At 65.1% G+C, this 23,312-nt stretch carries 23 protein-coding genes and 1 pseudogene; 6 read left to right on the forward strand and 18 right to left on the reverse strand.

What is annotated here, in order from left to right:
• Positions 1 to 500 precede the first annotated feature (500 nt).
• Both ACLMAL_RS32740 and ACLMAL_RS32745 read left to right on the forward strand, forming a co-directional pair.
• A pseudogene (locus ACLMAL_RS32740) lies at positions 501 to 839 on the forward strand (transglycosylase family protein); the annotation flags it as partial.
• Between the two features lie 151 nt (positions 840 to 990).
• Complete coding sequence (locus tag ACLMAL_RS32745) at positions 991 to 1,437, forward strand: nuclear transport factor 2 family protein (RefSeq protein ID WP_328401898.1); 447 nt, start codon at positions 991 to 993, stop codon at positions 1,435 to 1,437.
• Between the two features lie 164 nt (positions 1,438 to 1,601).
• On the opposite strand, the gene ACLMAL_RS32750 is transcribed toward ACLMAL_RS32745, so the two are convergent.
• Complete coding sequence (locus ACLMAL_RS32750; RefSeq protein ID WP_412002600.1) at positions 1,602 to 1,937, reverse strand: hypothetical protein; 336 nt, start codon at positions 1,935 to 1,937, stop codon at positions 1,602 to 1,604.
• A gap of 245 nt (positions 1,938 to 2,182) precedes the next feature.
• On the opposite strand from ACLMAL_RS32750, the gene ACLMAL_RS32755 reads away from it, so the two are divergent.
• Together ACLMAL_RS32755 and ACLMAL_RS32760 are read left to right on the forward strand one after the other, a co-directional pair.
• Positions 2,183 to 3,433: a PucR family transcriptional regulator gene (locus tag ACLMAL_RS32755; protein WP_412002601.1), complete on the forward strand. Its 1,251-nt coding sequence runs from the start codon at positions 2,183 to 2,185 to the stop codon at positions 3,431 to 3,433.
• 77 nt (positions 3,434 to 3,510) lie between these two features.
• Entirely contained in the window at positions 3,511 to 4,905 is a 1,395-nt protein-coding gene (locus tag ACLMAL_RS32760) for a pyridoxal phosphate-dependent decarboxylase family protein (RefSeq protein ID WP_412002602.1), read from the forward strand.
• Between the two features lie 290 nt (positions 4,906 to 5,195).
• On the opposite strand, the gene ACLMAL_RS32765 is transcribed toward ACLMAL_RS32760, so the two are convergent.
• Positions 5,196 to 6,449, reverse strand: a complete 1,254-nt coding sequence (locus ACLMAL_RS32765) for a serine hydrolase (RefSeq protein WP_412002603.1) — start codon at positions 6,447 to 6,449, stop codon at positions 5,196 to 5,198.
• Between the two features lie 149 nt (positions 6,450 to 6,598).
• Here ACLMAL_RS32765 and ACLMAL_RS32770 point away from each other — a divergent pair, with 149 nt between their 5' ends.
• Positions 6,599 to 6,874, forward strand: coding sequence for a YggT family protein (locus ACLMAL_RS32770; protein WP_412002604.1), 276 nt, complete (start codon positions 6,599 to 6,601; stop codon positions 6,872 to 6,874).
• Between the two features lie 595 nt (positions 6,875 to 7,469).
• Here ACLMAL_RS32770 and ACLMAL_RS32775 read toward each other — a convergent pair.
• The gene (locus ACLMAL_RS32775; protein ID WP_412002605.1) at positions 7,470 to 7,943 is read right to left on the reverse strand and encodes a hypothetical protein; all 474 of its coding nucleotides are present in this window, start codon (positions 7,941 to 7,943) and stop codon (positions 7,470 to 7,472) included.
• 223 nt (positions 7,944 to 8,166) lie between these two features.
• On the opposite strand from ACLMAL_RS32775, the gene ACLMAL_RS32780 reads away from it, so the two are divergent.
• The gene (locus tag ACLMAL_RS32780) at positions 8,167 to 9,120 is read left to right on the forward strand and encodes a GlxA family transcriptional regulator (RefSeq protein ID WP_412002606.1); all 954 of its coding nucleotides are present in this window, start codon (positions 8,167 to 8,169) and stop codon (positions 9,118 to 9,120) included.
• A gap of 4 nt (positions 9,121 to 9,124) precedes the next feature.
• Here the strand turns inward: ACLMAL_RS32780 and ACLMAL_RS32785 are convergent, their stop codons facing one another.
• The 15 genes from ACLMAL_RS32785 to ACLMAL_RS32855 all read right to left on the reverse strand — a co-directional run bounded on the left by ACLMAL_RS32785 (position 9,125) and on the right by ACLMAL_RS32855 (position 23,296).
• A complete protein-coding gene (locus ACLMAL_RS32785; protein WP_412002607.1) occupies positions 9,125 to 9,886 on the reverse strand; it encodes a DUF6390 family protein in 762 nt (253 codons plus the stop codon).
• On the reverse strand, positions 9,886 to 10,953 hold the full coding sequence (locus ACLMAL_RS32790; RefSeq protein ID WP_412002630.1) for a HoxN/HupN/NixA family nickel/cobalt transporter: 1,068 nt from the start codon (positions 10,951 to 10,953) through the stop codon (positions 9,886 to 9,888). The genes ACLMAL_RS32785 and ACLMAL_RS32790 overlap by 1 nt, the downstream gene beginning before the upstream one ends.
• 95 nt (positions 10,954 to 11,048) lie before the next feature.
• Positions 11,049 to 12,134 (reverse strand): hydrogenase expression/formation protein HypE, encoded by a 1,086-nt coding sequence (gene hypE, locus ACLMAL_RS32795; protein WP_328401916.1) that lies wholly within the window; start codon positions 12,132 to 12,134, stop codon positions 11,049 to 11,051.
• Positions 12,127 to 13,239, reverse strand: a complete 1,113-nt coding sequence (gene hypD / locus ACLMAL_RS32800) for a hydrogenase formation protein HypD (RefSeq protein WP_328401918.1) — start codon at positions 13,237 to 13,239, stop codon at positions 12,127 to 12,129. The genes hypE and hypD overlap by 8 nt, the downstream gene beginning before the upstream one ends.
• Complete coding sequence (locus tag ACLMAL_RS32805; RefSeq protein WP_328401920.1) at positions 13,236 to 13,577, reverse strand: HypC/HybG/HupF family hydrogenase formation chaperone; 342 nt, start codon at positions 13,575 to 13,577, stop codon at positions 13,236 to 13,238. Before ACLMAL_RS32805 ends, hypD begins: the two co-directional genes overlap by 4 nt.
• A gap of 18 nt (positions 13,578 to 13,595) precedes the next feature.
• Positions 13,596 to 15,926: a carbamoyltransferase HypF gene (hypF, locus tag ACLMAL_RS32810; protein ID WP_412002608.1), complete on the reverse strand. Its 2,331-nt coding sequence runs from the start codon at positions 15,924 to 15,926 to the stop codon at positions 13,596 to 13,598.
• A complete protein-coding gene (locus tag ACLMAL_RS32815) occupies positions 15,923 to 16,165 on the reverse strand; it encodes a HypC/HybG/HupF family hydrogenase formation chaperone (RefSeq protein WP_328401923.1) in 243 nt (80 codons plus the stop codon). Before ACLMAL_RS32815 ends, hypF begins: the two co-directional genes overlap by 4 nt.
• A 3-nt stretch (positions 16,166 to 16,168) precedes the next feature.
• Positions 16,169 to 16,630: a hydrogenase maturation protease gene (locus ACLMAL_RS32820; protein WP_412002631.1), complete on the reverse strand. Its 462-nt coding sequence runs from the start codon at positions 16,628 to 16,630 to the stop codon at positions 16,169 to 16,171.
• A gap of 46 nt (positions 16,631 to 16,676) precedes the next feature.
• Positions 16,677 to 16,796 carry a DUF6893 family small protein gene (locus ACLMAL_RS32825; RefSeq protein ID WP_406230613.1) on the reverse strand — a complete coding sequence of 40 codons (120 nt, stop codon included), beginning with the start codon at positions 16,794 to 16,796 and terminating at the stop codon, positions 16,677 to 16,679.
• Positions 16,778 to 18,178, reverse strand: coding sequence for a hypothetical protein (locus ACLMAL_RS32830; RefSeq protein ID WP_412002632.1), 1,401 nt, complete (start codon positions 18,176 to 18,178; stop codon positions 16,778 to 16,780). The genes ACLMAL_RS32825 and ACLMAL_RS32830 overlap by 19 nt, the downstream gene beginning before the upstream one ends.
• An 8-nt stretch (positions 18,179 to 18,186) precedes the next feature.
• On the reverse strand, positions 18,187 to 18,837 hold the full coding sequence (locus ACLMAL_RS32835; RefSeq protein WP_412002609.1) for a DUF6084 family protein: 651 nt from the start codon (positions 18,835 to 18,837) through the stop codon (positions 18,187 to 18,189).
• The gene (locus tag ACLMAL_RS32840) at positions 18,834 to 19,469 is read right to left on the reverse strand and encodes a DUF5947 family protein (protein ID WP_412002610.1); all 636 of its coding nucleotides are present in this window, start codon (positions 19,467 to 19,469) and stop codon (positions 18,834 to 18,836) included. The genes ACLMAL_RS32835 and ACLMAL_RS32840 overlap by 4 nt, the downstream gene beginning before the upstream one ends.
• A complete protein-coding gene (locus ACLMAL_RS32845; protein WP_412002633.1) occupies positions 19,466 to 20,311 on the reverse strand; it encodes a NifU family protein in 846 nt (281 codons plus the stop codon). The genes ACLMAL_RS32840 and ACLMAL_RS32845 overlap by 4 nt, the downstream gene beginning before the upstream one ends.
• 121 nt (positions 20,312 to 20,432) lie before the next feature.
• Positions 20,433 to 22,229 (reverse strand): nickel-dependent hydrogenase large subunit, encoded by a 1,797-nt coding sequence (locus ACLMAL_RS32850; RefSeq protein WP_412002611.1) that lies wholly within the window; start codon positions 22,227 to 22,229, stop codon positions 20,433 to 20,435.
• 11 nt (positions 22,230 to 22,240) lie between these two features.
• Positions 22,241 to 23,296 carry a hydrogenase expression protein HypE gene (locus ACLMAL_RS32855; RefSeq protein ID WP_328401933.1) on the reverse strand — a complete coding sequence of 352 codons (1,056 nt, stop codon included), beginning with the start codon at positions 23,294 to 23,296 and terminating at the stop codon, positions 22,241 to 22,243.
• Between the last annotated feature and the right edge of the window lie 16 nt (positions 23,297 to 23,312).

A 23,312-nucleotide genomic window follows, 5' to 3' on the forward strand; every position in this document is an offset into this window, starting at 1 on the left:
TACCGCAGGAACCCCGTCACATCAGCGCTCGTCGACGAGGCCTACCCCGACAGGATCGCCCCGAAGGCAGGCCGATCGATGCCCGACCAGGTGTTCACACTCGGCGTCGAACGGTTCCATCGGCGTCAGCATCGAAGTTCGAGAAGTTCGAGACCGCACGATCGAACACCGATCGACGCGACCCGAATCACTATTTCATAGTGATCCCGGACACATCACGTAACAATAACTGAAAATTGTAATATTGCATTTTCCCAGCGCCATCCCGGAAAACGAAGTCACTCTATCGATAGAGTTCAGGCAATTCGGACGTTATCTCGACGTGATCCTCCGCGACTTCTCGGTTAACGTCGCTGGCGGCCCGGATCAACATCCGGTTCTGACTCGAATCGCCGAACACCGGCAACCCTGCCCCACGGTTCGAGGATCCCCGACATCCCTGGGGGCAGGGACTCGTGTGCAGCTTCCACGGGCCGGTAGGGCGCAGGCAGGGAATCCATATGTTCAAGAACCGTAAGTTCACCACCCGCGCGCTTGGCACCACCGCCGTCATCGGCGCCCTCGTTGCCGTCCCGTTCAGTGTCGCCACCGCCACCGCCACCGCGTCGGCCGCAGGCCACAACTGGGACGGCGTCGCGCAGTGCGAGAGCGGCGGCAACTGGGGCACCGAGACCGGAAACGGCTTCTCCGGCGGCCTGCAGTTCACCCAGAGCACCTGGGAGGCCAACGGCGGCTCCGGCAGCCCGAGCGGCGCCAGCCGCTCCGAGCAGATCCGCGTCGCGGAGAACGTGCTCGCCACCCAGGGCCCCGGCGCATGGCCGGTGTGCGGCGCCTACCTGTAAGGCCACACCCCCCGTTCGACCAGCACGGCCCTGTCACGCGGATTCCGCCGACAGGGCCGTTCTGCGTCACCAGCCGGAACGCGCTCTTGCTTACTTGCTCCGACACTGATGGCATTACTGAAACCTGTGTCAATTCAAGGAGGCGCGCATGCTGTCGTTGCAGGAGATTTCCGATCGCCTGGAGATCCAGGATCTGATGGTCCGCTACTCGCACGCGGTCGACACTCGGCAGTGGGACCTGCTCGACGACGTCTTCACCGCGGACGCGCACATCGACTACTCGGCAATGGGCGGTGCGATCGGCGACCTCACGTCGACGAAAGCCTTTCTCGCCCAGGTGCTCCCGAACTTCCCGGCATTCCAGCATTTGGTCGGCAATTCGTCGATCACTGTCCACGGCGACACCGCGACCGGCCGCACGATGTGCCACAACCCGATGCTTGTCGAGAACGGCGACGGACAGCAGAGCGTCATGTTCTGCGGCCTGTGGTACCTGGACACCTTCGTCCGCATCGACGGCCGATGGCGCATCAAGCAGCGCGTCGAGGAGAAGAGCTACATGTATCTCACGCCTGCGACGCCGAGCATGGGCTGAATTGCCGAGGACATCGACGCAAGCGGCAACAGTGCTACCGAGCTGGCGCTGCCCCGCCTGGTTAGAGCGAACCGGCGGGGCAGCTGCCGTCATTCAACGGGTCGGTCCTGAGATCAGAGCGCGGATTTGTTGAGAGTTTCCTGAGAACGCCTGCGCGACATCGCCTATTGCGCATAGGCCCGCGTCACCGCGGAGGTCAACATATCGACGACTCCGCCGGCGCCGGGCTCGACCCCGCTTTCCCAGGTGCACGCCACCGGCTCCTCGACCGGACCAGCCTGGGCCAGAGCGATTTTCACGCTGTCACGCACAGCGTCGTGTACCGCTTCGATGGGAATTCCCGCCGCGGCGCAACGGGCGGCGGCGTGCTCGAACCATGACATCACCATCGAACCCGAGGCCTCGGCCGCATCCACGAGGACGAGTGCGAGCTCGAAACCTGCCTTGAGCAGCGCGTCGGGGCCCGTCGCCCAGGCCTCGTCGTGTGGGCGCATCGTCATGGGACTCCCTCCGCGTAAAGCCCTTATCGGATTTCGACGCTACGGGCTGACGTACCGGCCTTCGAGCTGACGGGCCCGTTTCGGCGAATGGACGAACTCGGGTGCGGATTGATTGTGAACCCTCACAGGCATGCCCTCGCCAGGTTCGGAACATGCCCGGAACCGACGACGGCCCCCTTGTTCTGCGAGGTCGCCGCGTTACCGTGGGGTGCTTCGCCACGTTGCGACGCCGGAAGGGAGTCACGATGACCGTCACCAGTTCGGATCGACCGGATCTGACCGTATCGGGCAGGCCGGTGACGTCCTCACTGCAGGATGTCCGGGCATTGTCACAGCAGATGGTCGGGCACTTCGTCGAGAACGTCGTCCCATGCCGGACGCTGCCGGGCGAGGCGCTCAACGGCGACATCACCACTGTCACCCGGGTCTGCCTGGAGTTGGCGGTGAGCATGTTCGACGGCACCGATATTCCGGAGAAGACCCAGCAGCTGCAGAAGGTCGCCGCAGGGTGGGCCCGCGAGGGCATCCCGATCGACACGATCCACCACGCCGTGCACGAGGGTTTCAAGCTCGGTTTCGATCTCATCCTGGCCAATGCCACCGCCGCCGACTTCGACAATCTCAAGCAGATCAGCCGGCGATTGCTCGAAATCCTCGACACCATCACCTCTACCGTCTCGCAGGCCTATGTCCGGGAGCTGCGGGCGGTGGTCAGTGAGCACCACACCGCCGCACACACTCTCACCTCGGCACTGCTCGGCGGCCACCCCACCTCCACCATGGCGCGCGAATGCGGGATCGAGATCGCCGAATCGTATTCCGTTCTCGCCGTGTCGATTCCGCAACACCCCGAGGAATGCAATCCCAGGGTCGACAGCACCGTGGTCGCCCGGCGCAAGTTGCGCCGCGTACAGGCCGAGCTCGCGACCCGATGTGGCGAGGGCGCGCTGTCCCTATTGAGCGTCGACGGCGGCACCATCCTGCTTCCCGCCGCACTGTTCGAGGACGACACCCTCGACTCGCTCGTCGACCAACTCTCCCACGCCGCGCAGGTCCCGATCACCGCCGCGGTCATGCCCGCGACCCCGCCCCAGGTGCCCGCCGCAGCTGATCAAGCCCACGAACTGCTCGACATGGTGGCCCGACTGCACTGCGCCCACGGCCTGTATCGCTTCGACGATCTCGCCCTGGAATACCAGCTCACTCGGCCGGGCCCCGGCCTCGACCACCTACGCACCCTGCTCGACCCGCTCGACGAGCACCCCGAACTGCTCGAAACCCTGCAACGCCATATCAGCAACAACCTCAATCGTCAGCGCACCGGACGCGCCCTGCACGTGCACACCAACACCGTCGACTATCGACTCAAGCGCATCGGTCAGCTCACCGGCTTCGACCCCGCCCAAGCCTCCGGCGTCTGGTACCTCAGATCCGCGCTGATCGCCCGCAGCTACAAGCAACCGAGGCCAGGGGGCCCACAGCGCGAAGCGAGCTAGGCCACCGCGCCCGGAGGTCCAGTTCCTTCCGACTGGACCAGGACAAGTTGGGTGGCGCCCTCGTAACGTCTGCAGATGTGGACCAGAAACTTGCCGACGATCTCGCTGAGCTACCCGCGCTGCTCGAGGTAGTCCGCCATGCTGCCGAACAGGTGTTGACCGGAATCGCCGAACGCCCGGTGGCGCTGCCGCAGGATCCGGTTCCGGCGGCACTCCTGCCGGAACGGGGAATCGGTCTGCGCCAAGCGCTTTCGGAGTTCCAGCACCGTTGGGAACCGAACTTCTCCGGCAGCGCGGGCCCGCGCTACCTCGGCTTCGTCACAGGTGGCGCGACCCCTGCGTCGATCGCAGGCGACTGGCTGACCAGCACATTCGACCAGAATGTGATGTCCGGCGGTGATTCCACGGCGATCGATCTGGAGCAGGAGACCGTCGGCTGGATCGGGCAGCTCTTCGGGTTGACGCAGCACACCGGCGCATTCGTGAGCGGAGCGACCACCTCGAACCTGGTCGGGTTGGCAATCGCGCGGGAATGGCTCGGCGAACAACTCGGGGTTTCCGTGGCCACGGCCGGGGTCGGCGCGCTCGGGCCCGTCCATGTGTTGTCCGGGTCGCCGCACTCGAGCGTCACCAAGTCGTTGTCGATGCTCGGCATCGGCCGCGATCGGCTCCAGCGGATACCCACGCTGCCGGATCGGGAAGCCGTCGACGTGGACCAACTCGCCGCGGCACTCACCGCATTGGACGGTCGACCCGCCATCGTGGTCGCCAACGCCGGAACCGTGAATACCGTCGACTTCGACGACCTGCGTGCCATTGCGGCATTGCGCGAACGATTTCCTTTTTGGCTGCACGTCGATGGCGCTTTCGGAGCGTTCGCCGCGCTTTCGCCGCAGCATGCGCATCTGGTCGACGGTCTCGCCGAGGCCGATTCGGTGTGCGTCGATCTACACAAATGGCTCAACGTGCCCTACGACGCCGCGGTCCAGTTCACCCGGCGCCGCGACCTACAGGCCAGAGCCTTCCAGAACTCCGGCGCCGCCTACCTCGGCGCACCGACCGAAGAACCGGGATTCGGGGATCTGGTACCGGAGAACTCGCGGCGACTGCGTGCGCTCCCTGCATGGTTCACCCTGTCGGCCTACGGCCGCGACGGACACCGAGAGATCGTGCAGCGCAACATTTCCTGCGCAGGCCGCCTCGGCGATCAGCTCGCCGCGACCGGCGTGATCCGGCTGCTCGCCCCGGTCCGTCTGAACGTCGTCTGCTTCACTCTCGCCGACCAGCCCACCTCCGAACGGGTGCATGCACTGGCCGAGGCGATTGCCGCGAGCGGGAAAGCGTTCGTCACCCCGACGGTCTACGACGGGCAACCTGGCCTGCGCGCCGCCGTGAGCAACTGGCGCACCACCGACTCCGACATAGACCGGGTGTGCGATGCCATCACCGCCGCCACCCGCGGGCTCCCCTAGATTCTGCGGTTCTGCCGGCGGCCCCACCTTGCGGTGGGGCCGCCGCAGCCGAACCAATCGGTGCCCGAGTCGATGCTCACACCCCGATCTCGAGAAGCAGGTTGCCACATCCGAACCGCTTCGTCGACTCGGGAAGCATCGATGCGTTCGTGCAAGCGCCCATGCTGTTGTGCGTTCGCAAGAGTGCGCGCCAACCAGGCAGATCACGGCCGAACCGCATGCATCGATAACGAAAAGGCATCGAGCATGGCCCGTTGTTTCCGAACTGTTCCCGAATGGAAGGAATCCGATCAGAGGCTGAACACTCGGTCAGCGGTGTCCAGACGACCGATGGTGCGGGAGATCTGAGCGCACAGCTGCCACGGCCGCTTGGTATCGGTGGTCGCCTTGCCACTGGTCAGAATCGCCCCGGACAGCCCGCGGGCCGGATCGGCCCAACCGTATTGGGTCGTCAATCCGCTACGCCCGAAATGAGATTCGGTGTTGCGGCCGAACTTCGACCGCCGTCCACCCAGTTCGAAGCCCGCTCGGCTTACCGCCCCGGCCACACCCGGCATCCGATTCGCCGGCTGCACCGCCTGTCGCAACGTGTCCGGTTCGATGATTCTGATGCCATCCAGTTCGCCACCGCGCGTGAGGATTTCATAGAACCGCGACAGCTCGTACGCCGTGGTGACGAGATTGCCCGAGGGAAGCTCCGCGGTGAGGAGGGCTCGCGTTGCGGCATCGGACACCCGACCGTCCATCCGGCCACCGAGCGCTTTGCGCGCCAGGAAGGTCGACATGCGGGACGCCCGGGGCCCGGTCTTCACGCTGGGGACCACCTTGTCGACATCCTCGGGTGCCACACCGAAGTTCGTCCACCGGAACCCGAGCGGGTCGAGCACCTGCTCGGCCAGATGCTCACGCATTCGTTTTCCTGTCGCCCGCTGGACAAGCAGTCGTTGGATGAGTCCACCGGTCAGCGCGTGATAGACCCGGAACCGGCCCGGCGGCCAGCTCGGGACGAGATCGGTCAGCCCCCGCACCGCCAGCTCCTCATCGACCACCAACTCCATGCCCTTGTACGGCGGCGTGACGAAGGGGACGCCCGCCGAATGAGACATGACGTCACCGATCGTGATGGCCGCCTTGCCGTTGGCGGCGAACTCCGGAATGTACTGACACACCGGATCATTCAACGCGAACGCGCCCTGCTCGATGAGCATGAACATCAGCGCCGCCGACACACCCTTCGCTGTGGAGAACCCGCAGAACGGCGTCTCCGGCGTGACGAGCACCTTCGCTGCGCCGGGCCCGTCGGCCGGCGCGTTCCCCCAACCGTGTCCGATGGTCCGATTCAACACGACCTTCTCGTTGCGTCGCAGACACACCTGGATCGCGGGAGTGGTTCCCAGCCGGTACCACCCCCGCACCGACTCCCACAGCGACTCGACCGCACCACGAGTCAGACCGGCGTCGGCCGGATCGTCCTCGTTCCCGACCGTCGTCACCGATTCCATATCCTCGGCGACCATCACCAACGAGCCAGACGATGTACCCATCCACCCACCATAGGTGCGTTCACACCGTTGCCCCTTGCTGGTCGGACCTGATAGTCCACTGAGAACATCGCAAAGGTGACACTTTGGACCTCACCGGGCACGTTGACACCAATAGGACGGCCGACCCGGCCACTACGAAGGAGTTCGTCATGCCCCTCATCGGAACGCTGATCGGGTACGCGTTGACGGTGTTCGTACTCCTGCTGCTCGCCAGGATGGTGCTGGACTGGGTGGGGGTGCTTGCCAATGCTCCGTCGTGGACGAACCGCGCCCGCACGCTGACCTATAACTGGACCGAGCCGGTGATCGCACCGGCGCGCCGGGTGCTGCGACCAGTGCGAGCGGGCGGGCTGTCGATCGACCTGGCGTTCACGGCAGTGTTCGTCGTTGCGCTGATTCTGCGCACAATCGCCTTCAGCCTGTAGCTCGATGGGTCGGCGACGCCGGCACATCGACCGACAGTCCCATCGATTACTCGGCCTTACCAATGTCGGGAATGCCCGATAATCGAGGCCATCCCGCACAGCAAGGGCGGCTTCGCGAGTGTCGTCCATCCGCCCGCCGGCTTCAGGTCTCCAGGTGTGGGAAGTCAGCCGGAAACTCGAGTTTGATTCCCCAGCTACGGTCCTCGCACGTCGTCTTCACTGAGGCGGCCGCGACGCTGAGTCCCATGGATCGAGCTCGCCGACATGTGGCGAACCCGCCCATTGACGTCGCTTCACCTACCAGGATCCGCGATCTCAGCGCGGATCCCCCGAAAAGAAGAGTGAGCAATGGATATGCAAGGAATCCTGGGTCTGATCCTCGGTGCGGGCAGCAGCGTGCTCAGCCTCGGTAGCAGCTTGATTCGCTAAGGCTCCGACTACAGGCACGCAAACGCTCACCTGGCGAATGCACGCCGATGCGGAAGACCGGGCGCTCGCTCGAGCGTCCGGTTCGCCAATCGGCAAGGCATCCGCCGATAACGAATATGATTGCCATACAGCAATATTCGGCTTGTCCGCCGAAGCAGGTGCGATGTCACGCCCCGGTTGTGGACCCGGGACGAATGATCATCAGGACCGTCACAGTCGCCCACAGCAGGTTGAATGTTCCGGTGTACATCGCCAATTGACTGATCATGGTGCGCGCTGGCGCAGTGGGATGCGGCATCCCGGTGAGTCCGGTGAGAATCTTTGCCTGGTCAGGAAGCACCATCAGCGCAAGGGCCCCCGCCGCAGCGGCGGTCAGGGCAATCGAGATCATCAACCACGTATCCCCCAGCACGCCGAGGCTGATCGCAGTGGCGATTCCGAACACCGGGACGACGATCCCGACGGCCGCGTACACCCGGCAGATGCGATGCAAGGTCCACAACACCACAACGGGTTGTCCAGCAACGGGTTCTGCTGCCGCGCGGCGGGCGAAGGCGGGGAACATGCTGGCGGCGACGGTGACCGGTCCGGCCGCGATGATCGCGGCGAGGACGTGGACCGAGAGCAGGAACTCGGTCACGACGCGACGACCCCTGACGACACGAATCCTGCGGACACAAGCATCGGCATTCGTTCCTCTCTGTTGGCGCTTCCCGCCGACGGTAGCCAGTGCGCGCGATCATCGGAATCGGCTGGATTGCCATATCCCAACGGATTCTCGCCAACTTGCTGAACTCCTGCTTTCAGGCCAACCCCAGGCCGGAATGCTTGGCAGGAATTGTGGTCAGGCCTAGTTTGTAGCCATGCATACCGTCGCCGTCCTGGCGCTGGACAAGGTGATCCCCTTCGACCTGTCCACACCGATCGAGGTGTTCACCCGCATCCGGCTGCCCGACGGACGCACGCCCTACCGGGTCCGCGTCTGCGGTGCGACGCAGACGGTCGACGCGGGCGCGTTCACTCTCCAGCCACGCTGCGGCATGGAAGCGCTGACCAGCGCCGACACGATCATCCTGCCGGGCTGCTCCGACCCGACCGCCCCGATACCGCCCGAGGTCATCGACGCGCTGAAACTGGCGGCGCACAACGGAACCCGCATCGCCTCGATCTGCTCGGGCGCGTTCGTTCTCGCCGCCACCGGGCTGCTCGACGGACATCGCGCCACCACACATTGGCTCGCCGCCGAAGAACTCGCCGCACGCTATCCGCTGATCGAGGTCGATCCGAATGTGCTCTACGTGGACAATGGCCACATCCTGACCTCTGCGGGCGCCTCGGCCGGAATCGACCTGTGTCTGCACCTGATTCGCCGCGATCACGGCTCCGCGGTGGCCGCCGGCGCGGCACGTCTGTCGGTTATGCCGCTGGAACGTGAAGGCGGACAAGCCCAGTACATCGTCCGGGACAACCCGCCCGCACCGCGCGGCTCGGTTCTGGAGCCGGTGTTGCACTGGATGGAAGACAACGCGGCGCGGGAACTCACCCTCGACGACATCGCCCTCCGCGCAGGTATGAGCACCCGCACCCTCAACCGCCACTTCCGCGAACAGACCGGCACCACACCGTTGCAGTGGCTGCACCGCACGCGCGTCCGCCATGCCCAATACCTGCTGGAGGCCACGACACACCCGGTCGACCGGATCGCGGGCCAGGTCGGGTTCGGCTCGCCGACGGCCTTTCGTGACCGCTTCAAGCGCATAGTCGGCACCAGTCCGAACGCTTACCGGTCAGCGTTCCACAATGCCGAAAAGGCGTGATGGTTCAGGAGTTTTCCGTTGATTGTTTCCGCCGAGCGGACTCGGCGAGCCGAAGGTTGGTTACCTTCAGCTGGTGGGCGGTACTGGCCGCCAGGTCTCGAGCCTGTTCCGGGGTGAGGCGACCGCACAGGCGACCCCAGTGCACGCCGACCTCGTCGCCGACCTCGACGTCAGGCACCGAGCTGTATCCATCGGACCAGATGTCCGCGCGCAGTATCGACGGCGTGGACAGCTCGAGCGTCTGCCCATTCCGCACCAGCGTTCGACATCGCAAGGCGACGCCGGTTCGGTCACGGGAAACGACTGTTCCCCAATTGATCCGGCAATTGTCGAGGACGCTCACCGGATGCTCGTCCATCCCCCTGCCCAACAGTCGCGACCACGGGTACACACCGAACACATGGAAACAGTGGTTGGCGGCGGCTTCCACGGCCAGTTCCGGGGTGAGGTGCGCCCAGTAGGCTCCTGCCACCGGACCGATCACCGAAAGCAGTTCGGTCATGAAGGCCCCTGCGTCGAGCTGAGCGCCGATTCCGCCACCATGCCAGTAGGATTCGACGAGGCGATGGTCCAGCGGATCGTCGATCCCGGTCAGCCGGGACATCACCTGTAGGTAGGGCCACACGCCGGAAAAGCGGGTAGCGACCGCCCGAATCTCGGCACCGGAGCCGGCGCGCAATGCCGCCGCCTCCGCAGGGCCGCAATAGCCGAGCCGGTTGGGCGCGTAGGTGTATCGCGCGAACATGTCCGTGCCACGTGCGTCCATCACCTCTGCGGCTTTCCGGCCGGGTCGGCCTGCCAGCGATGCTCGACATCGCCGATGCGCCACACCGCAAAGGCCGCGATCCAGGTGAGCGCGAACAGTCCGACGATGATGAAACCCATCGCACCGAGATCGAGGTTCCCGACCCAGGCCAGCGGCCCCGTGGTGACATCGAGCTTCTCGGTGAGAATCGAAATCATCTCCTGCGCACCGATCAGCAGGGCGACCGCCACCGACAGTCCCGTCACGACGATGTTGTAATAGATCTTGCGGATCGGCCTGGCGAATGCCCAGCCGTAGGCAAAGTTCATGAAGGTCCCGTCCAAGGCGTCGAACAGCGACATACCCGCCGAAAAGAGCACGGGCAGAACCAGAATCGAGTACCACGGCAGATCTGTCGCCGCGGCCCCGCCCGCGATCACCAGCAGACTCACCTCGGTGACCGTGTCGAAGCCGAGGCCGAAGAGCATCCCGACCGGATACATCTGCCACGGCGTGCGCACCGCACGCGTCATCGGTGCGAAGAGTCGATTCAGTGCGCCCCTGGATTCCAGTTGCGCTTCGAGCTGCGTCTCGTCGTAACTACCCCGGCGCATAGTGCGGAAGACGCGCCAGATCCCGATCAACGATACTGAATTCAGGAGCCCGATAAGGATCAGGAAGGTGCCCGAGACGCCGGTGCCGAACACGCCGGTCCATTGTTGCAGGTCGGAGTTCTCGTTCTGGATATTGGCGGCCAGCGCTTTCACACCCAGCGCGAGCAACGCCACGAGAACGAACACGATCGTGGAATGCCCGAGCGAGAACCAGAATCCCACCGACAGCGGCTGCTGCTTGTCGGCCACCAGCTTTCGAGTGGCGTTGTCGATCGCGGCAATGTGGTCGGCATCGAAGGCGTGCCGCATGCCGAGGGTGTAGGCGGTGACCCCCAGCCCGACACCGAATACCGTGCCCTCTACAACATAGTTGTTCGGGACGACAAGGAAGAACAACGTGGCCCAGCCGACGATGTGCAGGGTGAGGATGGTGGCGACCATTCCGACAATGCCGACCCGTTGCCGAGATTCCATTCCGATCCACGCAGGCCGCAACGCCCTCGGATAGTTGGTGATCGACACGATGACGTGGACCTCGCTATCTCTCCAGCGGCGAATCACCGCCCTGCTCAACAAATCCGCGGCAGCTGCTCTCCGGCCGGCAGGGCGACCACCCTCGTTCCACCCAATGCGGTGCGCGCGACCACCATGCCCGGATGCTCCGCGACACACACACCGATCGCCTCCGCCCGAGCGCCGAGCGGATGATCGCGCATCGCGGCCAGCACTCGATCCGCGTCCTGTGGTGCGACGAAGGCGATCAGCTTGCCCTCGTTGGCGACGTACATCGGGTCCAATCCGAGTAGGCCGCAAGCATCGCGCACCTCGGCGGGCACGGGAAGATTCCGTTCGTCCAATGAGACACCGACTTTCGCCACGCTCGCGATCTCGTTGAGCGTCGCCGCCACACCACCGCGGGTGGGGTCGCGCAGCACATGCACATCCGCGCCGGTCGCGAGCATCGCCGCGACCAAACCGTTGAGCGGCGCGGTGTCACTGACCACGGTGGTCCCGAATTCGAGCCCTTCGCGACAGCTCATTACCGCAACCCCGTGCACACCGATGTCACCGCTGACGAGCACGACATCGCCTGGCGCGGCGCGCTGTGGACGGATGTCGACGCCCTCATCGACGATGCCGATCCCCGCGGTATTGATGAAGATGCCGTCGCCGTGCCCGGCATCGACCACCTTGGTGTCACCGGTGACGAGCGTGACCCCGGCAGCGAGCGCCGCTGTGCCCAATGCCTTGGCGATGTGCGCGATATCGGCAAGCGCGGTGCCCTCCTCGAGGATGAACGCGGTCGAGAGCACCATCGGCCGCGCACCAGCCATCGCCAGGTCGTTGACGGTGCCGTTGACGGCGAGGTCGCCGATCGAACCGCCGGGAAACACCAGTGGCTTCACCACGAACGAATCCGTCGAGAAGGCAAGCCGAGCGCCGCCGAGCGTGATCACCGCGGAGTCGCCCATGCCTGCCTCGGCGGCGGACCCGAACGCGGGCAGGAAGAGGTGCTCGATCAACTCGCCCGACATCGCGCCGCCGCCGCCGTGCCCCATCACAATATTCGGTGAGTCCCGCAGGGGCATCGGGCACACCCAGCTCTCCATGTCGATCGTCGGAGCCGGCGAGGGCATTCCGATCTGGTCAGGCATGAGCCACCTCCGCGGGTTGATCGAGGCGCCGGTAGAGGTAGTAGGCCGCGCACGCGCCCTCCGACGACACCATGGTGGCGCCCAACGGGTTTCGCGGTGTGCACTCCTTGCCGAATGCGGCGCACTCGTGCGGTTTGATAAGACCCTGCAGCACCTCACCGGAGCGGCAGATCGATGATTCCGCAGTGTGCAGGTCGCCCACCGAGAACCGCTGCTCGGCGTCGTAGTCGCGGTATCGCTCCGAGAGCCGCCACCCGCTCTGCGGTATCACCCCGATGCCACGCCAGGCACGATCGGTGACGTCGAAGACATCCCGCAGCATCGCTTTCGCAGCGGTATTGCCCTGGGCCATCACCGCGCGGGGATACGCATTCTCCAACTCGTGTCTGCCTTCTTCGAGCTGAATCACGGTGCGGCGGATGCCCTCCAGGATGTCGAGCGGCTCGAAGCCGGTGACGACCATCGGCACCCGATACTTCTCGGCGAGCGGCGGATATTCCTCGGTGCCCATCACGCTGCACACGTGCCCGGCCGCGAGGAACCCCTGCACTCGGCAGCTCGGTGACTCCATGATCGCAGCGATCGCGGGTGGCACCAGCACATGCGAGACGAGCAGCGAGAAGTTCTCGATGCCGAGCCGCTTCGCCTGATAGACGGTCATGGCGTTGGCAGGCGCGGTCGTCTCGAATCCGATACCGAAGAACACCACCTGGCGATCCGGGTTCTCCCTGGCGATATTGAGCGCGTCCAGCGGTGAATAGACCACTCGGACGTCGCCGCCCTCGCTCTTGACGTGGAAGAGGTCCTTCTTGCTGCCGGGCACGCGCAGCATGTCACCGAACGAACAGAAGATCACACCGGGTCGTGCGGCGATAGCCAATGCTTTGTCGATCACCTCGAGCGGGGTCACACAGACCGGGCAGCCCGGTCCGTGGATCATCTCGATCTGATCGGGAAGCAGTTGGTCGATACCGTGCCGGATGATCGAATGGGTTTGGCCGCCGCAGACTTCCATGATGGCCCAGCGTTGTGTGGTGGCCCCGCGGATCTTGTCGAGCAGCTTCTTGGCCAGCTCCGGATTGCTGAACTCGTCGAGATACTTCATGGCGCCACCTCTGTGTCGTGTTGCGGCTTTGTTGGTTCGGCCTCTTCGGCCGTGGGGTCGGCAAGACCGGCTTGTCTGGCTGCCAGCGCGAACCCGTCGCCGAATTCCTCGTTCAGCACGCCGAGGTGCTCGAATTCGGCCAAGGTCCGCAGCGCGGACTCCTCGTCGAGACGCTGGATGGCGAAGCCGACGTGGACGACCACGTAGTCACCGACAGCCGCGTCCGGGATGTATTGCAGGCACACATCTTTGTGCACGCCGCCGAAGTCGACGACGGACATCAGCGTGCCGTCGCGCTCCTCGAGGCTGAGCACCTTTCCTGGGACTGCCAGGCACATCGTCGGCTCTCCTTTCGCTCAGCCCGCGCCCGCGGCGAGTATCTGCCCGAACGCGAGACCGCCATCGTTCGGCGGCAGCCGACGATGACACAGGACGTGGAATCCGTTTCCCCGCAGCAACGTTCGCGACTGCGACAACAACAAGGCGTTCTGGAAGACCCCGCCCGACAGGGCGACGGTCGTCGATTCGCTCGCGTAGGCGAGCGCCAGTTCGAGGACAAGTCGCGCGACGGCCCGGTGGAATCGCGCGCCGATCACAGCGGGTGCGACGCCGCGCGTCGAGTCGGCGACCACGGCCGCGACTACCGGCGCCGAGTCGATCACAACGGGCTCGACGTCGTGATCCAGCGCGAACCGGTAGGTGTGCGGGTCGATGGCGTCGGCAGCGACGTCGCGGGACAGGCCTTCCAGCTCGATCGCGGCCTGCGCTTCATAATCGGCGACGTGCCGCACGCCGGCCAACGATGACACGGCGTCGAACAGCCGCCCCATGCTCGAGGTCGGCACACAGCCGAGGCCGGTCTCGAATTGATGAGACAGCACACCTCTTTCGTTTACCGGGCATGCCGCGACCGACGCGATGGACGGCGACCACTCGATACCCGCCGCTCGCAGGTGTGCCAGCGCCATCCGGTACGGCCGCTGGACACTCGCATCGCCACCGGCCAGCGGCACGTATTTCAGGTGCGCGAGTCGCCGGAACCCCTTGTAGCCGGCGAGCAGCACCTCACCACCCCAGACTGCCCCGTCGGGACCGAACCCCGTCCCGTCGAAGGCAAGACCGACGACCGTCGCCGATTCGCCGAGCCCGTGCTCGCCCATCACCGCGGCGATGTGGGCGTGGTGGTGCTGGACCGTCCGGATGGGCCGGTCACCCGCGTGCTGCCGCGCCCACGCGGTGGACCGGTAGAGCGGGTGCGCGTCGACCGCAAGCTGCGTCGGGCGGACGCCGGTGAGGTCCTCCAGATGCTGTTCGGCAGCGCCGAACGCGCGCAGGGTCGCCAGATCGTCCATATCCCCGATGTGCTGACTGAGCCACGCGTAGCGGCCATCGGCCACCGCACAGGTGTTCTTGAGGTCGCCGCCCACCGCGACGGTGGGCGGCACGGGGACCGGTAGCGCCAGCGGCATCGGCGCATAGCCACGCGATCGCCGGATCGGGAGTTCGATCCCGTCGACCAGCCGCACCACCGAGTCGTCGCACGGTACGAGGATGCGACGGTTGTGCGAGAGCCAGCCGTCGGCGAGATCGGCGAGCCGCTCGCGGGCATCGGCGTCGTCGTAGCAGATCGGCTCGCCGCCGAGGTTGCCCGAGGTCATCACCAGGGCCTGCGGGCTGGGTGGATCGCCGGGCAGACCGAACAGCAGCACGTGCAGCGGAGTGTAGGCGAGCATGATGCCGAGATCGGGGTTGCGCGGCGCGACGGATTCGGCGAGCACGCGGTCAGCGCGGGCCAACAGCACGATCGGTCGTTGCGGACAGGTCAGCAGGGCGGCGCCGGTCTCCTCGACATGGACGATCGAGCGCGCCGCAGCCAGATCCGCGACCATGACGGCGAAAGGCTTGTCGCCGCGACGCTTTCTCCTGCGCAACTCGGCAACAGCGGCCTCGTTCCCGGCATCGCAGGCGAGGTGGTAGCCGCCGATGCCCTTCACCGCGAGAATCCCACCCGTGCGCAGCAAGTCCCTTGCGGCGGTCAACGGATCGCCGGGATGGCAGCGCACATCTTCCGAGATGCTCTGTGACACAGGTACATTCGTGTCCCCCGCACAATAGTCGAGGGTCGGACCGCAGTCCGGGCACGCGATCGGCTGGGCGTGGAAACGCCGGTCGGCCGGGTCGGCGTATTCGCGAGCGCAGCGCTCGCACATCGCGAAATCGGCCATCGAGGTTTGTGCGCGGTCATAGGGCAGACCGGCGATGATGGTGAACCGTGGACCGCAGTTGGTGCAGTTGATGAAGGGATGGCGGTAGCGGCGGTTCTGTGGATCACGCAATTCGCGAGCACAGTCCGCGCACATCGCGACATCGGGCGAGGCAAGGGTGCGTCCGCCGCCGTCTCGGGTGGTGTCGGCAATGTGGAATCCAGTGCCACCGCGCACCGCGACAGCGACCTCGTGCACCGATTCGACTACGGCGAGCGGCGGGGGGCGATGTCGAACCCGGCGCGTGAACTCGTCCAGATCCGCAGGCGCGCCTTCGACTTCGATTATCACACCGGAACTGTTGTTCGACACCCTGCCGGACAACGCCAGTTCGGCCGCTGTGGTGTAGACGAACGGACGGAATCCGACGCCCTGCACCACGCCGCGGACGATCAGCCGCCGCCGTGCTCGCGCGCCGGTCACGGCTCGCCACCGCTGCCGAGCAGGCGAAGTCCGTCCAACGCCTGCGCCGCGCCTGCCTCGTCGGTCTTCTCGATCACGAAGCCCATGTGAATGATCACCCAGTCGCCGGGTTGCACCGGATCATCCTCGAGGAGGCCGACATTCACCTTCCGCTTCTCGCCGGAGACATCCACCAGCGCGATCTGGTTGTGGTAGCCGTCGAGAATCTCGACGACCCGGCCCGGGATACCGAGGCACATCGTTCACACCTCCTGTCGTGTATTCAGCAGGTCTGCGACGACCCGATCGACGGCGTCCACCGCCGCGTCCACCGCCGCGGCGACCGGCCCGGACAGGCCGATCCCCTCCGCAACGGACTCGACCTGACAGCCGACGACGACTGTCGGCGGCACTGTCCCGCCGAGCGCTCGCACACCCGCGAACACGGCATCCGGATTCATGGCATGGGCATCGAGTGGCGCCGCGCTCGTCGGATCGGGCTCCGTGTGAAAGACCACGAGCGCACCCGGAGTGCCGCGATTCGGCACGGCGTCGATCAGCACCAGTGCGTCCCACTGGTCGAGCAGGTCGTAGGCGAGGTGCATGCCACGGATTCCGTAGTCGACCACGCGCACGGCACTCTCGGGATGCGGCGGCAACCGCCGCACCACCTCCGGTCCGAATCCGTCGTCGCCGAAGAAGATATTGCCGATCCCGGCGACCAGTAGTTTGGCCGTCTGCTCGCTCCTTTCCCGGTGCGCTTCCCGTCGGCTACATGTGCCGAATCTTCAAATAGCGCTTGAGGTCCGGTATCGACCGGACACCGAGGTAGAGACCGCCCACTACTATCAGCGCGACCACTCCTGTCGCGATCAATCCCACCGTTTCCATGGCAGACCTTCCTTTCCGTTCTCCGGGCTGCTGAGTGGTTCGATTTCCTCCGGCGCGAAATACAAATAGCGGCCATACCATTCGTGCAGGTCGGCAGCTGGGTCGTCCGCGATGACGACCCCGACATGGGCCTGACCATCGACGTCTTCGTGCACCGAGGTGACACGCGCGAGCTTGCCGTCGAAGAACAGATCCTGGGCGTCCGCACGCCGTGCGGGATGCAGCCGGACCAGGCTGCCTCGGCTCACGCGAACACCCTGAACCGAGACCGCGTCCGATTCCGGTGCAACGGCGTTGTCCGCCAATGGATCCCACCAGTCGACGCCTTCGGGGATTTCCGGCACCAGTCGCGGTAGCGTAGCGCCCGAATCGATGGGGTCCAGTGGACCGGGATCCGGTCGCCCCAGGTGTGGGTCTCGCAGCACACCGTGCAGTAGCTGCATCGCCTCCGGAGTCATGCCGTCACAGCGATCGATGATCTGGGCCGCGCGCGCATCGGTGGCGCGGGCCTGCGCTTTCTCTTCGTCGGTCATCGTCATCACACGCAAGGTGAGGATCTCGTCGATCTCGGTCGAATCGAACAGCGGTCCCTCGCTCTGCTCGGCGATCTCGGGGTGGTCGTAGAGAATGATCGGGGAGATCAACAGCAGGCTGTCGTCATCGGGCGGGCCCGCCAGCACCGGAAAGCAGCGGTGCTGGTGGCAGCGCGCGATGGCGTCGGTCGCGTCCGAGGGCGGTTCGAGTAGCGAAATGAACCGCGCGCCATCGACTTCGGCGATGACGTGCGCCCCGATCAGTGAGCGCGCGATGGCATCGTCCTTATCAGTTGCGGCCGGGCCGACATTCCGGACCTCGACCGTGAGGCGCAGGTAGCCCTCATCGCGCTGCACCGACATCGCCAGCCGGCCTTCCACCGGCAGACGGGTGCGTACCAATCGGCCCCCCGCCCGGCCCTCGGCGTCGACGATCTCCTCCACATCGAAGCCACCGGGAATGTGCACCGGCTGTGTCGTATCGGTGGCCGGAAGTGGGCCGAAGGTCAGTTCACGCTCGACGGCTTCGTCCCACGTGATCCAGGATCGCGCGCCGACCACGAGTTCGTCGACCGAGTGACCGTCGGCATCCACCACGAGGCGGTGTTGCAACTGCAGAAAGCGGACGGTCAGCGTGATCAATGCCGCGTCGCCCGCGGTGAGCAGACATTGCGCCGACAGGCTCGACTCCTCGCCGAGACCTTCCTGCGCCGCGCCTTCGGGCCCCAGCACACCGAACTGCCAACGGGATTGGTTCTTGCTGGAATTCGCCCGGTAGGGGTAGAGCAGATAGCCCTCGTAGAGCACAGCATCGGCGACCGCACGGGCCCGCGCTGCGCCGGGAGATATGGCGGCGCTCATGGGATCTCCTCGGTCGAGGAAGCCAGCAGGTGCGTGACCGCGTCGTCGAAGCCGAGCATGCCGTGGCCGGACTTGTACGTGGCGAGCGCATCGAGGGTGTCCCTGCTCAAGCGCACCCAGCCGGAGTTCGGGAAGTGCGCGGCCACGAGGTCGTGCCAGACCGAAACCGGCATATCGAACTTGTCCTCGCGGTCCCATGGAATCTGCTGGATGGCGAAACCGGTCTGCCCCTTGAAGAAAACGGTGCCGCTGAACAGGAAGATCAACGGCACGGTGCCACCGCGCAGCGCGTGCAGATACTTGGACCCTGTCACCTCGAAGTCGTAAGTGCACGGCATCGGCAGGTCTACCTCGGTGCCGCCATTGAATCCGGGAATCATGGTGGCGCAATGCATCCAGAGAAACGAGCGCTGCGTGTCCTGCCACCGCTCACGCGGACCGAACAGGTCGGCCAGACCTGCGCTCTCCTCGTCGGTATAGGTACGGCGGTACGGCTCGATGCGCACCTGCGCTCGCAGTGCGATCGCATGCACCGGGTCTTCGCCGAGCGCCGCGATGCCGACGCGCGCGGACAGGATCGGCGCCACCGCGTAGGGCTCCGGCTTGATCCCGAGAACGGCGAAGGTGGTCGAGTAGACGGGGCTCATCGCACACCACCCGGCCGTGCACGGGCCGACATCTCGGTGAAGAATTCGTCCATATAGCGGCGAACATCCTGACCGCCATCGAAACCGCGCCACAGCATCCGCATCCGGCCGACGAATTCGTAGCACGCATCGATCGGCAGCAGCAGGCATACAGCGTCGGTGGTGCCGCGCTCGGGCACGCGAATCAGCAATGCCTCGACATCGGCGGCGAGCACGTCGAGTTCCGGATGTCGCTCCAGCACCGAACGCCACTGCTCCAGCGGCAGTTCCGATTCCGTCGCTCCCGCCGGACCCGGATAGAACGCGACGGTCTTGGCGAGCGCGGAGTTGCGGAAGAAGAACGCCAGGCCCACCGGGATCTCGAGCGCGTCCCACTCACCCTGGCTGATGGTGAAGTCGGGGAAGAACAGATAGCGATTCGGCACCGCCCGGTACCGCAGGGCGGCGTTCTCAGCTGTGAACAGCAGGTAGCAGCCTCGGCAGACGCACATCAATTGCCTACCTTCGATATCCACCACGTGCTGATGGACATCGGCAATCGGCTCGGCGCACATTTCACACCGCTCGCCCGCACGTACCGCCGGTCTCCGGTCGGCGGTGATGCGCTGTAGGACATGGAACGGTGTCGTCACCCGTGCACCCCCACCGGCACCGCTACCGACAGCTCACCGGAGCGCACCAGCACGGGCAGCGGATCGAGGTGCCCGTCACCGTCGACTCGGGCGCCGGCGTGCACGACATCGAAATGGGCAAGGCAGGTCGGGCACCGCAGCACCGCGTCGCCGACCGGGAATCCGACCCGGCGCTGCAATGCCGCGCCCGCCAGCGATTTCCCACACGCCGGACACTGGTCCCGGTAGGCGAACAGACCCTCACCGACCCGGCAGGCCAAGATCGGCAGGCCGCCGACGGAGAACCCACCGACCTCGCCCGGCTGCAACTGCGCAAGCTCTGGCACGGCGATCCAACTGCCCGACTGGGATTCGTGCGCATGCACCCGGGCGAACAACGAGTCGGCCGAGATCAAGCTCGACGCCGACTCCTGTTGTGCGGCAACCACTTCGATGCGTTCGATCTCCGGTGCGGCCGCGCGCACCGCGTCCTCCACCGCCAGCTCGAGCGTCACCGACGACGACGGGCAGGTACGGCAGCTGCCCGCGAATTCGAGCCGCACCACCCCGTCGGCGACACCGAGCAACTCCACATCTCCGCCGTGCGACCCGAGGTAGGGCCGCACACTGTCCAACGCCGTCAGCACTCGCGTGTGCAGGTCATGCGGATGCAGGCCGTGCACGAGCAGCAGGCTGGCCACCAGGTCGTCACGCGCCAGCCGGTCGACGGCGGGGCCGTCGACCAGCTGTAATACGCGTGCCAACGCGGCGCCGTACAGATCCGCGACCTCACGCACCAATTGCTCGGCGCGTTCGCGCGCCGCCGTGCCGCCGACGGCGCTCGCTTCCAGCAGGGATTCGATGCGCTCGCCCGCATCTCGCCAGCGACCCGATTCCGCCTGCTCTGGTTCGTCCGCCGCAGCGACGTGCCGTTGCCCCGGGCGATCGTCCACTGTCGTCTCCTGTCGCGTCGCCCGGTTCGGCTCACTCAGCGGTGAGCGTTTGTGTCGGGGAGTGCAGCTTCTCCAGCGTCTTTCCGTTGCCGAGATACATGTGCACGCCGCATGGCAGGCACGGATCGAAACTGCGCACGGTACGCATGATGTCGATGCCCTTGAAATGCTCCCGATCGTTCTCCTCGAAAATCGGTTGACCCTGCACCGCGTCCTCATAGGGGCCGGGCGTGCCGAAGCTGTCGCGGGGGTTGGCATTCCACGGCGTCGGCGGATACGGATGGTAGTTCGCGATCTTGCCGTCCCGGATGACCATGTGGTGCGACAGCACGCCACGCACGGCCTCGGTGAAGCCACAGCCGATACCCTCGTCGGGCACCTCGAACTTCTCCCAGGTCTTGGTGCGGCCCGCGCGAATCTCCGCCAAAGCCTTCTCGGCGAAGTGCAGCGCGCTCGCCGCCGCGTAGGCCTGGAAGTAGGTGCGGGCGCGGTTGCGTTCGATGGTGTTGCTGCCGTAGGCGGGGATCTTCCATTCGAAGGTCACCGGGCCTTTGAGCGCGGTCTTCGGCAGGTTGATCTGCACACTGTGCCCCGTCGACTTCACATAGCCGTTGTCGACAAGACCGGCCAGCGCCGTCACCCACAGCCGGGCCAGCGGCCCGCCGCCGGTGTCGAGTGCGAGATGGTCGGTGCCGTCGAACCAACGAGGTGACATCACCCAGCTGTACTTGTCGTCCATGTCGCGCTTCTGCGGCTTGGGATTGGTGTGCTGGTTCCACGGGTGGCGACGATCGATCGGATTGCCGAGCGGGTCGGTTTTCACGAACATCTCCTGATCGGTCCAGTCCTCGTAATACGAACTGCCCAAGAGGATTCGGATGCCGAGGTTGATGTCGACCAAGGAGGTGGTGATCAGCTTGCCGTCGACCACGATGCCCGGGCTGACGAACATCTTGCGGCCCCACGCCTCCATGTCCTTGTAGGCGAAGTTGCAGACCTCGGGATCCTGGAACGAACCCCAGCAGCCGAGCAGAGTGCGACGCAGGCCCACTTGGTCGTAGCCGGGCAGTGCCTCGTAGAAGAAGTCGAACAGATCGTCGTGCATCGGCACGACCTTCTTCATGAACTCGACGTAGCGCATCAGCCGAGACATGTAGTCGGTCATCAGCTGAATCGTCGCGACCGTGCCGACACCGCCGGGATACAGCGTCGACGGATGCACATGCCTGCCCTCCATCAGGCAGAACATCTCGCGGGTGTAGCGGCTGACCTGAAGTGCCTCGCGATAGAACTCGCCGGTGAACGGGTTGAGAGCCCGCATGATGTCGGCGATGGTCCGATAGCCGTGTTCGTTGGAATGCGGTGACAGCGTTTTCTCCGCCATCGCCAGCACGCCGGGATTGGTTTCGGCGACCATCTTTTCGCAGAAGTCCACGCCGACGAGGTTCTCCTGAAAGATATTGTGATCGAACATGTACTCGGCGGCCTCGCCCAGATTGACGATCCACTCTCCCAGGTTCGGCGGCTTCACTCCGTACGCCATGTTCTGGCAATAGCAAGAGCAAGTGGCGTGATTGTCGCCGCAGATTCCGCAGATGCGGCTGGTGATGAAGTGCGCGTCACGAGGATCCTTGCCGCGCATGAAGATCGAGTATCCGCGGAAGATGGACGAGGTGCTGTGGCACTCGACCACCTCACGATTCTCGAAATCTATTTTGGTGTAGATACCTAGGCTGCCGACGATTCGAGTGATCGGATCCCACGCCATTTCGACGAGACTGTCGGGATCGATCTTTCGGTGCGACGGCTCCGGGATAATCTGTGTCATCGAAGATTCTCCTACCAGGTGCGCGACGCGCCGGATTCCAGCTTCTTACCCTTGTGGCGCCAGCGGGGTTCTTTGTCGAGTGTGTTGCCGGTGATGTGACGCAGGCTGCGAATCACCGACCCGTAGAGGCCTGATGCGGAGGAGGAGAGTTTTCCGCCCGGCGGCTCGTCCATGAACGGCATGAACTTGTCGGGGAATCCGGGCATAGTGCAGCCGATGCAGATGCCACCCACATTCGGGCAGCCACCGACGCCGTTGATCCAACCGCGTTTGGGCACATTGCATTTGACTACCGGGCCCCAACATCCCAGTTTCACAATACATTTCGGCGAACCGTATTCCGTGGCGAAGTCACCCTGCTCGTAGTAGCCCGCCCGGTCACAGCCCTCGTGCACGGTAGCGCCGAACAGCCACTTCGGCCGCAACGCTTCGTCGAGCGGGATCATCGGCGCCTGGCCGGTTGCCATGTACAGCAGGTACGTCAGTGTCTCCGATAGGTTGTCCGGCTGAATCGGGCAACCGGGAACGCAGACGATCGGGATATCCGCCTTGCTCTTCCAGGTCCAGCCGAGGTAGTCCGGCACGCCCATGGCGCCGGTCGGGTTGCCTGCCATCGCATGGATGCCGCCGTAGGTGGCACAGGTGCCGACCGCGACAACAGCGGTCGCTTTGGGTGCGAGGCGGTCGAGCCATTCACTGGTCGTCATCGGCTGACCGGTGTCGGGGTTATTGCCGAACCCGCACCAATAGCCTTCTTCGTGCAATTGCTCGTTCGGAATCGACCCTTCCACGACCAGCACGAACGGTTCCAATTCACCGCGATCCGCTTTGAAGAACCATTCGAGGAAGTCGTCGGCACCGCCCGTCGGTCCGCATTCGAAATCGATGAGCGGCCAATGAACCGCGATCTTCGGCAAGCCGGGGAGCGCCCCCAGTGCAATCTCTTCGATGCTCGGCTGAGTGGCCGCAGTTAGAGCCACCGAGTCACCGTCACAACCTAGGCCGGCGTTGATCCATAAGACATGGATCAGCGTTTCTTCGGCTCGGACTGCTTCCTGAGTTGGCACAAACGCCACCTTCCGA

The sequence above is a fragment of the Nocardia sp. CWNU-33 genome (genome assembly GCF_046764895.1).
GTDB lineage: Bacteria > Actinomycetota > Actinomycetes > Mycobacteriales > Mycobacteriaceae > Nocardia.

Bases quoted from the DNA above. Each gene is read 5' to 3' on its own strand.
- ACLMAL_RS32745 (WP_328401898.1), top strand. From the start codon at position 991: ATGCTGTCGTTGCAGGAGATTTCCGATCGCCTGGAGATCCAGGATCTG.
- ACLMAL_RS32750 (WP_412002600.1), bottom strand. From the start codon at position 1,937: ATGACGATGCGCCCACACGACGAGGCCTGGGCGACGGGCCCCGACGCG.
- ACLMAL_RS32755 (WP_412002601.1), top strand. From the start codon at position 2,183: ATGACCGTCACCAGTTCGGATCGACCGGATCTGACCGTATCGGGCAGG.
- ACLMAL_RS32765 (WP_412002603.1), bottom strand. From the start codon at position 6,449: ATGGGTACATCGTCTGGCTCGTTGGTGATGGTCGCCGAGGATATGGAA.
- ACLMAL_RS32770 (WP_412002604.1), top strand. From the start codon at position 6,599: ATGCCCCTCATCGGAACGCTGATCGGGTACGCGTTGACGGTGTTCGTA.
- ACLMAL_RS32780 (WP_412002606.1), top strand. From the start codon at position 8,167: ATGCATACCGTCGCCGTCCTGGCGCTGGACAAGGTGATCCCCTTCGAC.
- ACLMAL_RS32785 (WP_412002607.1), bottom strand. From the start codon at position 9,886: ATGGACGCACGTGGCACGGACATGTTCGCGCGATACACCTACGCGCCC.
- ACLMAL_RS32790 (WP_412002630.1), bottom strand. From the start codon at position 10,953: ATGGAATCTCGGCAACGGGTCGGCATTGTCGGAATGGTCGCCACCATC.
- hypE (WP_328401916.1), bottom strand. From the start codon at position 12,134: ATGCCTGACCAGATCGGAATGCCCTCGCCGGCTCCGACGATCGACATG.
- hypD (WP_328401918.1), bottom strand. From the start codon at position 13,239: ATGAAGTATCTCGACGAGTTCAGCAATCCGGAGCTGGCCAAGAAGCTG.
- ACLMAL_RS32805 (WP_328401920.1), bottom strand. From the start codon at position 13,577: ATGTGCCTGGCAGTCCCAGGAAAGGTGCTCAGCCTCGAGGAGCGCGAC.
- ACLMAL_RS32815 (WP_328401923.1), bottom strand. From the start codon at position 16,165: ATGTGCCTCGGTATCCCGGGCCGGGTCGTCGAGATTCTCGACGGCTAC.
- ACLMAL_RS32825 (WP_406230613.1), bottom strand. From the start codon at position 16,796: ATGGAAACGGTGGGATTGATCGCGACAGGAGTGGTCGCGCTGATAGTA.
- ACLMAL_RS32835 (WP_412002609.1), bottom strand. From the start codon at position 18,837: ATGAGCCCCGTCTACTCGACCACCTTCGCCGTTCTCGGGATCAAGCCG.
- ACLMAL_RS32850 (WP_412002611.1), bottom strand. From the start codon at position 22,229: ATGACACAGATTATCCCGGAGCCGTCGCACCGAAAGATCGATCCCGAC.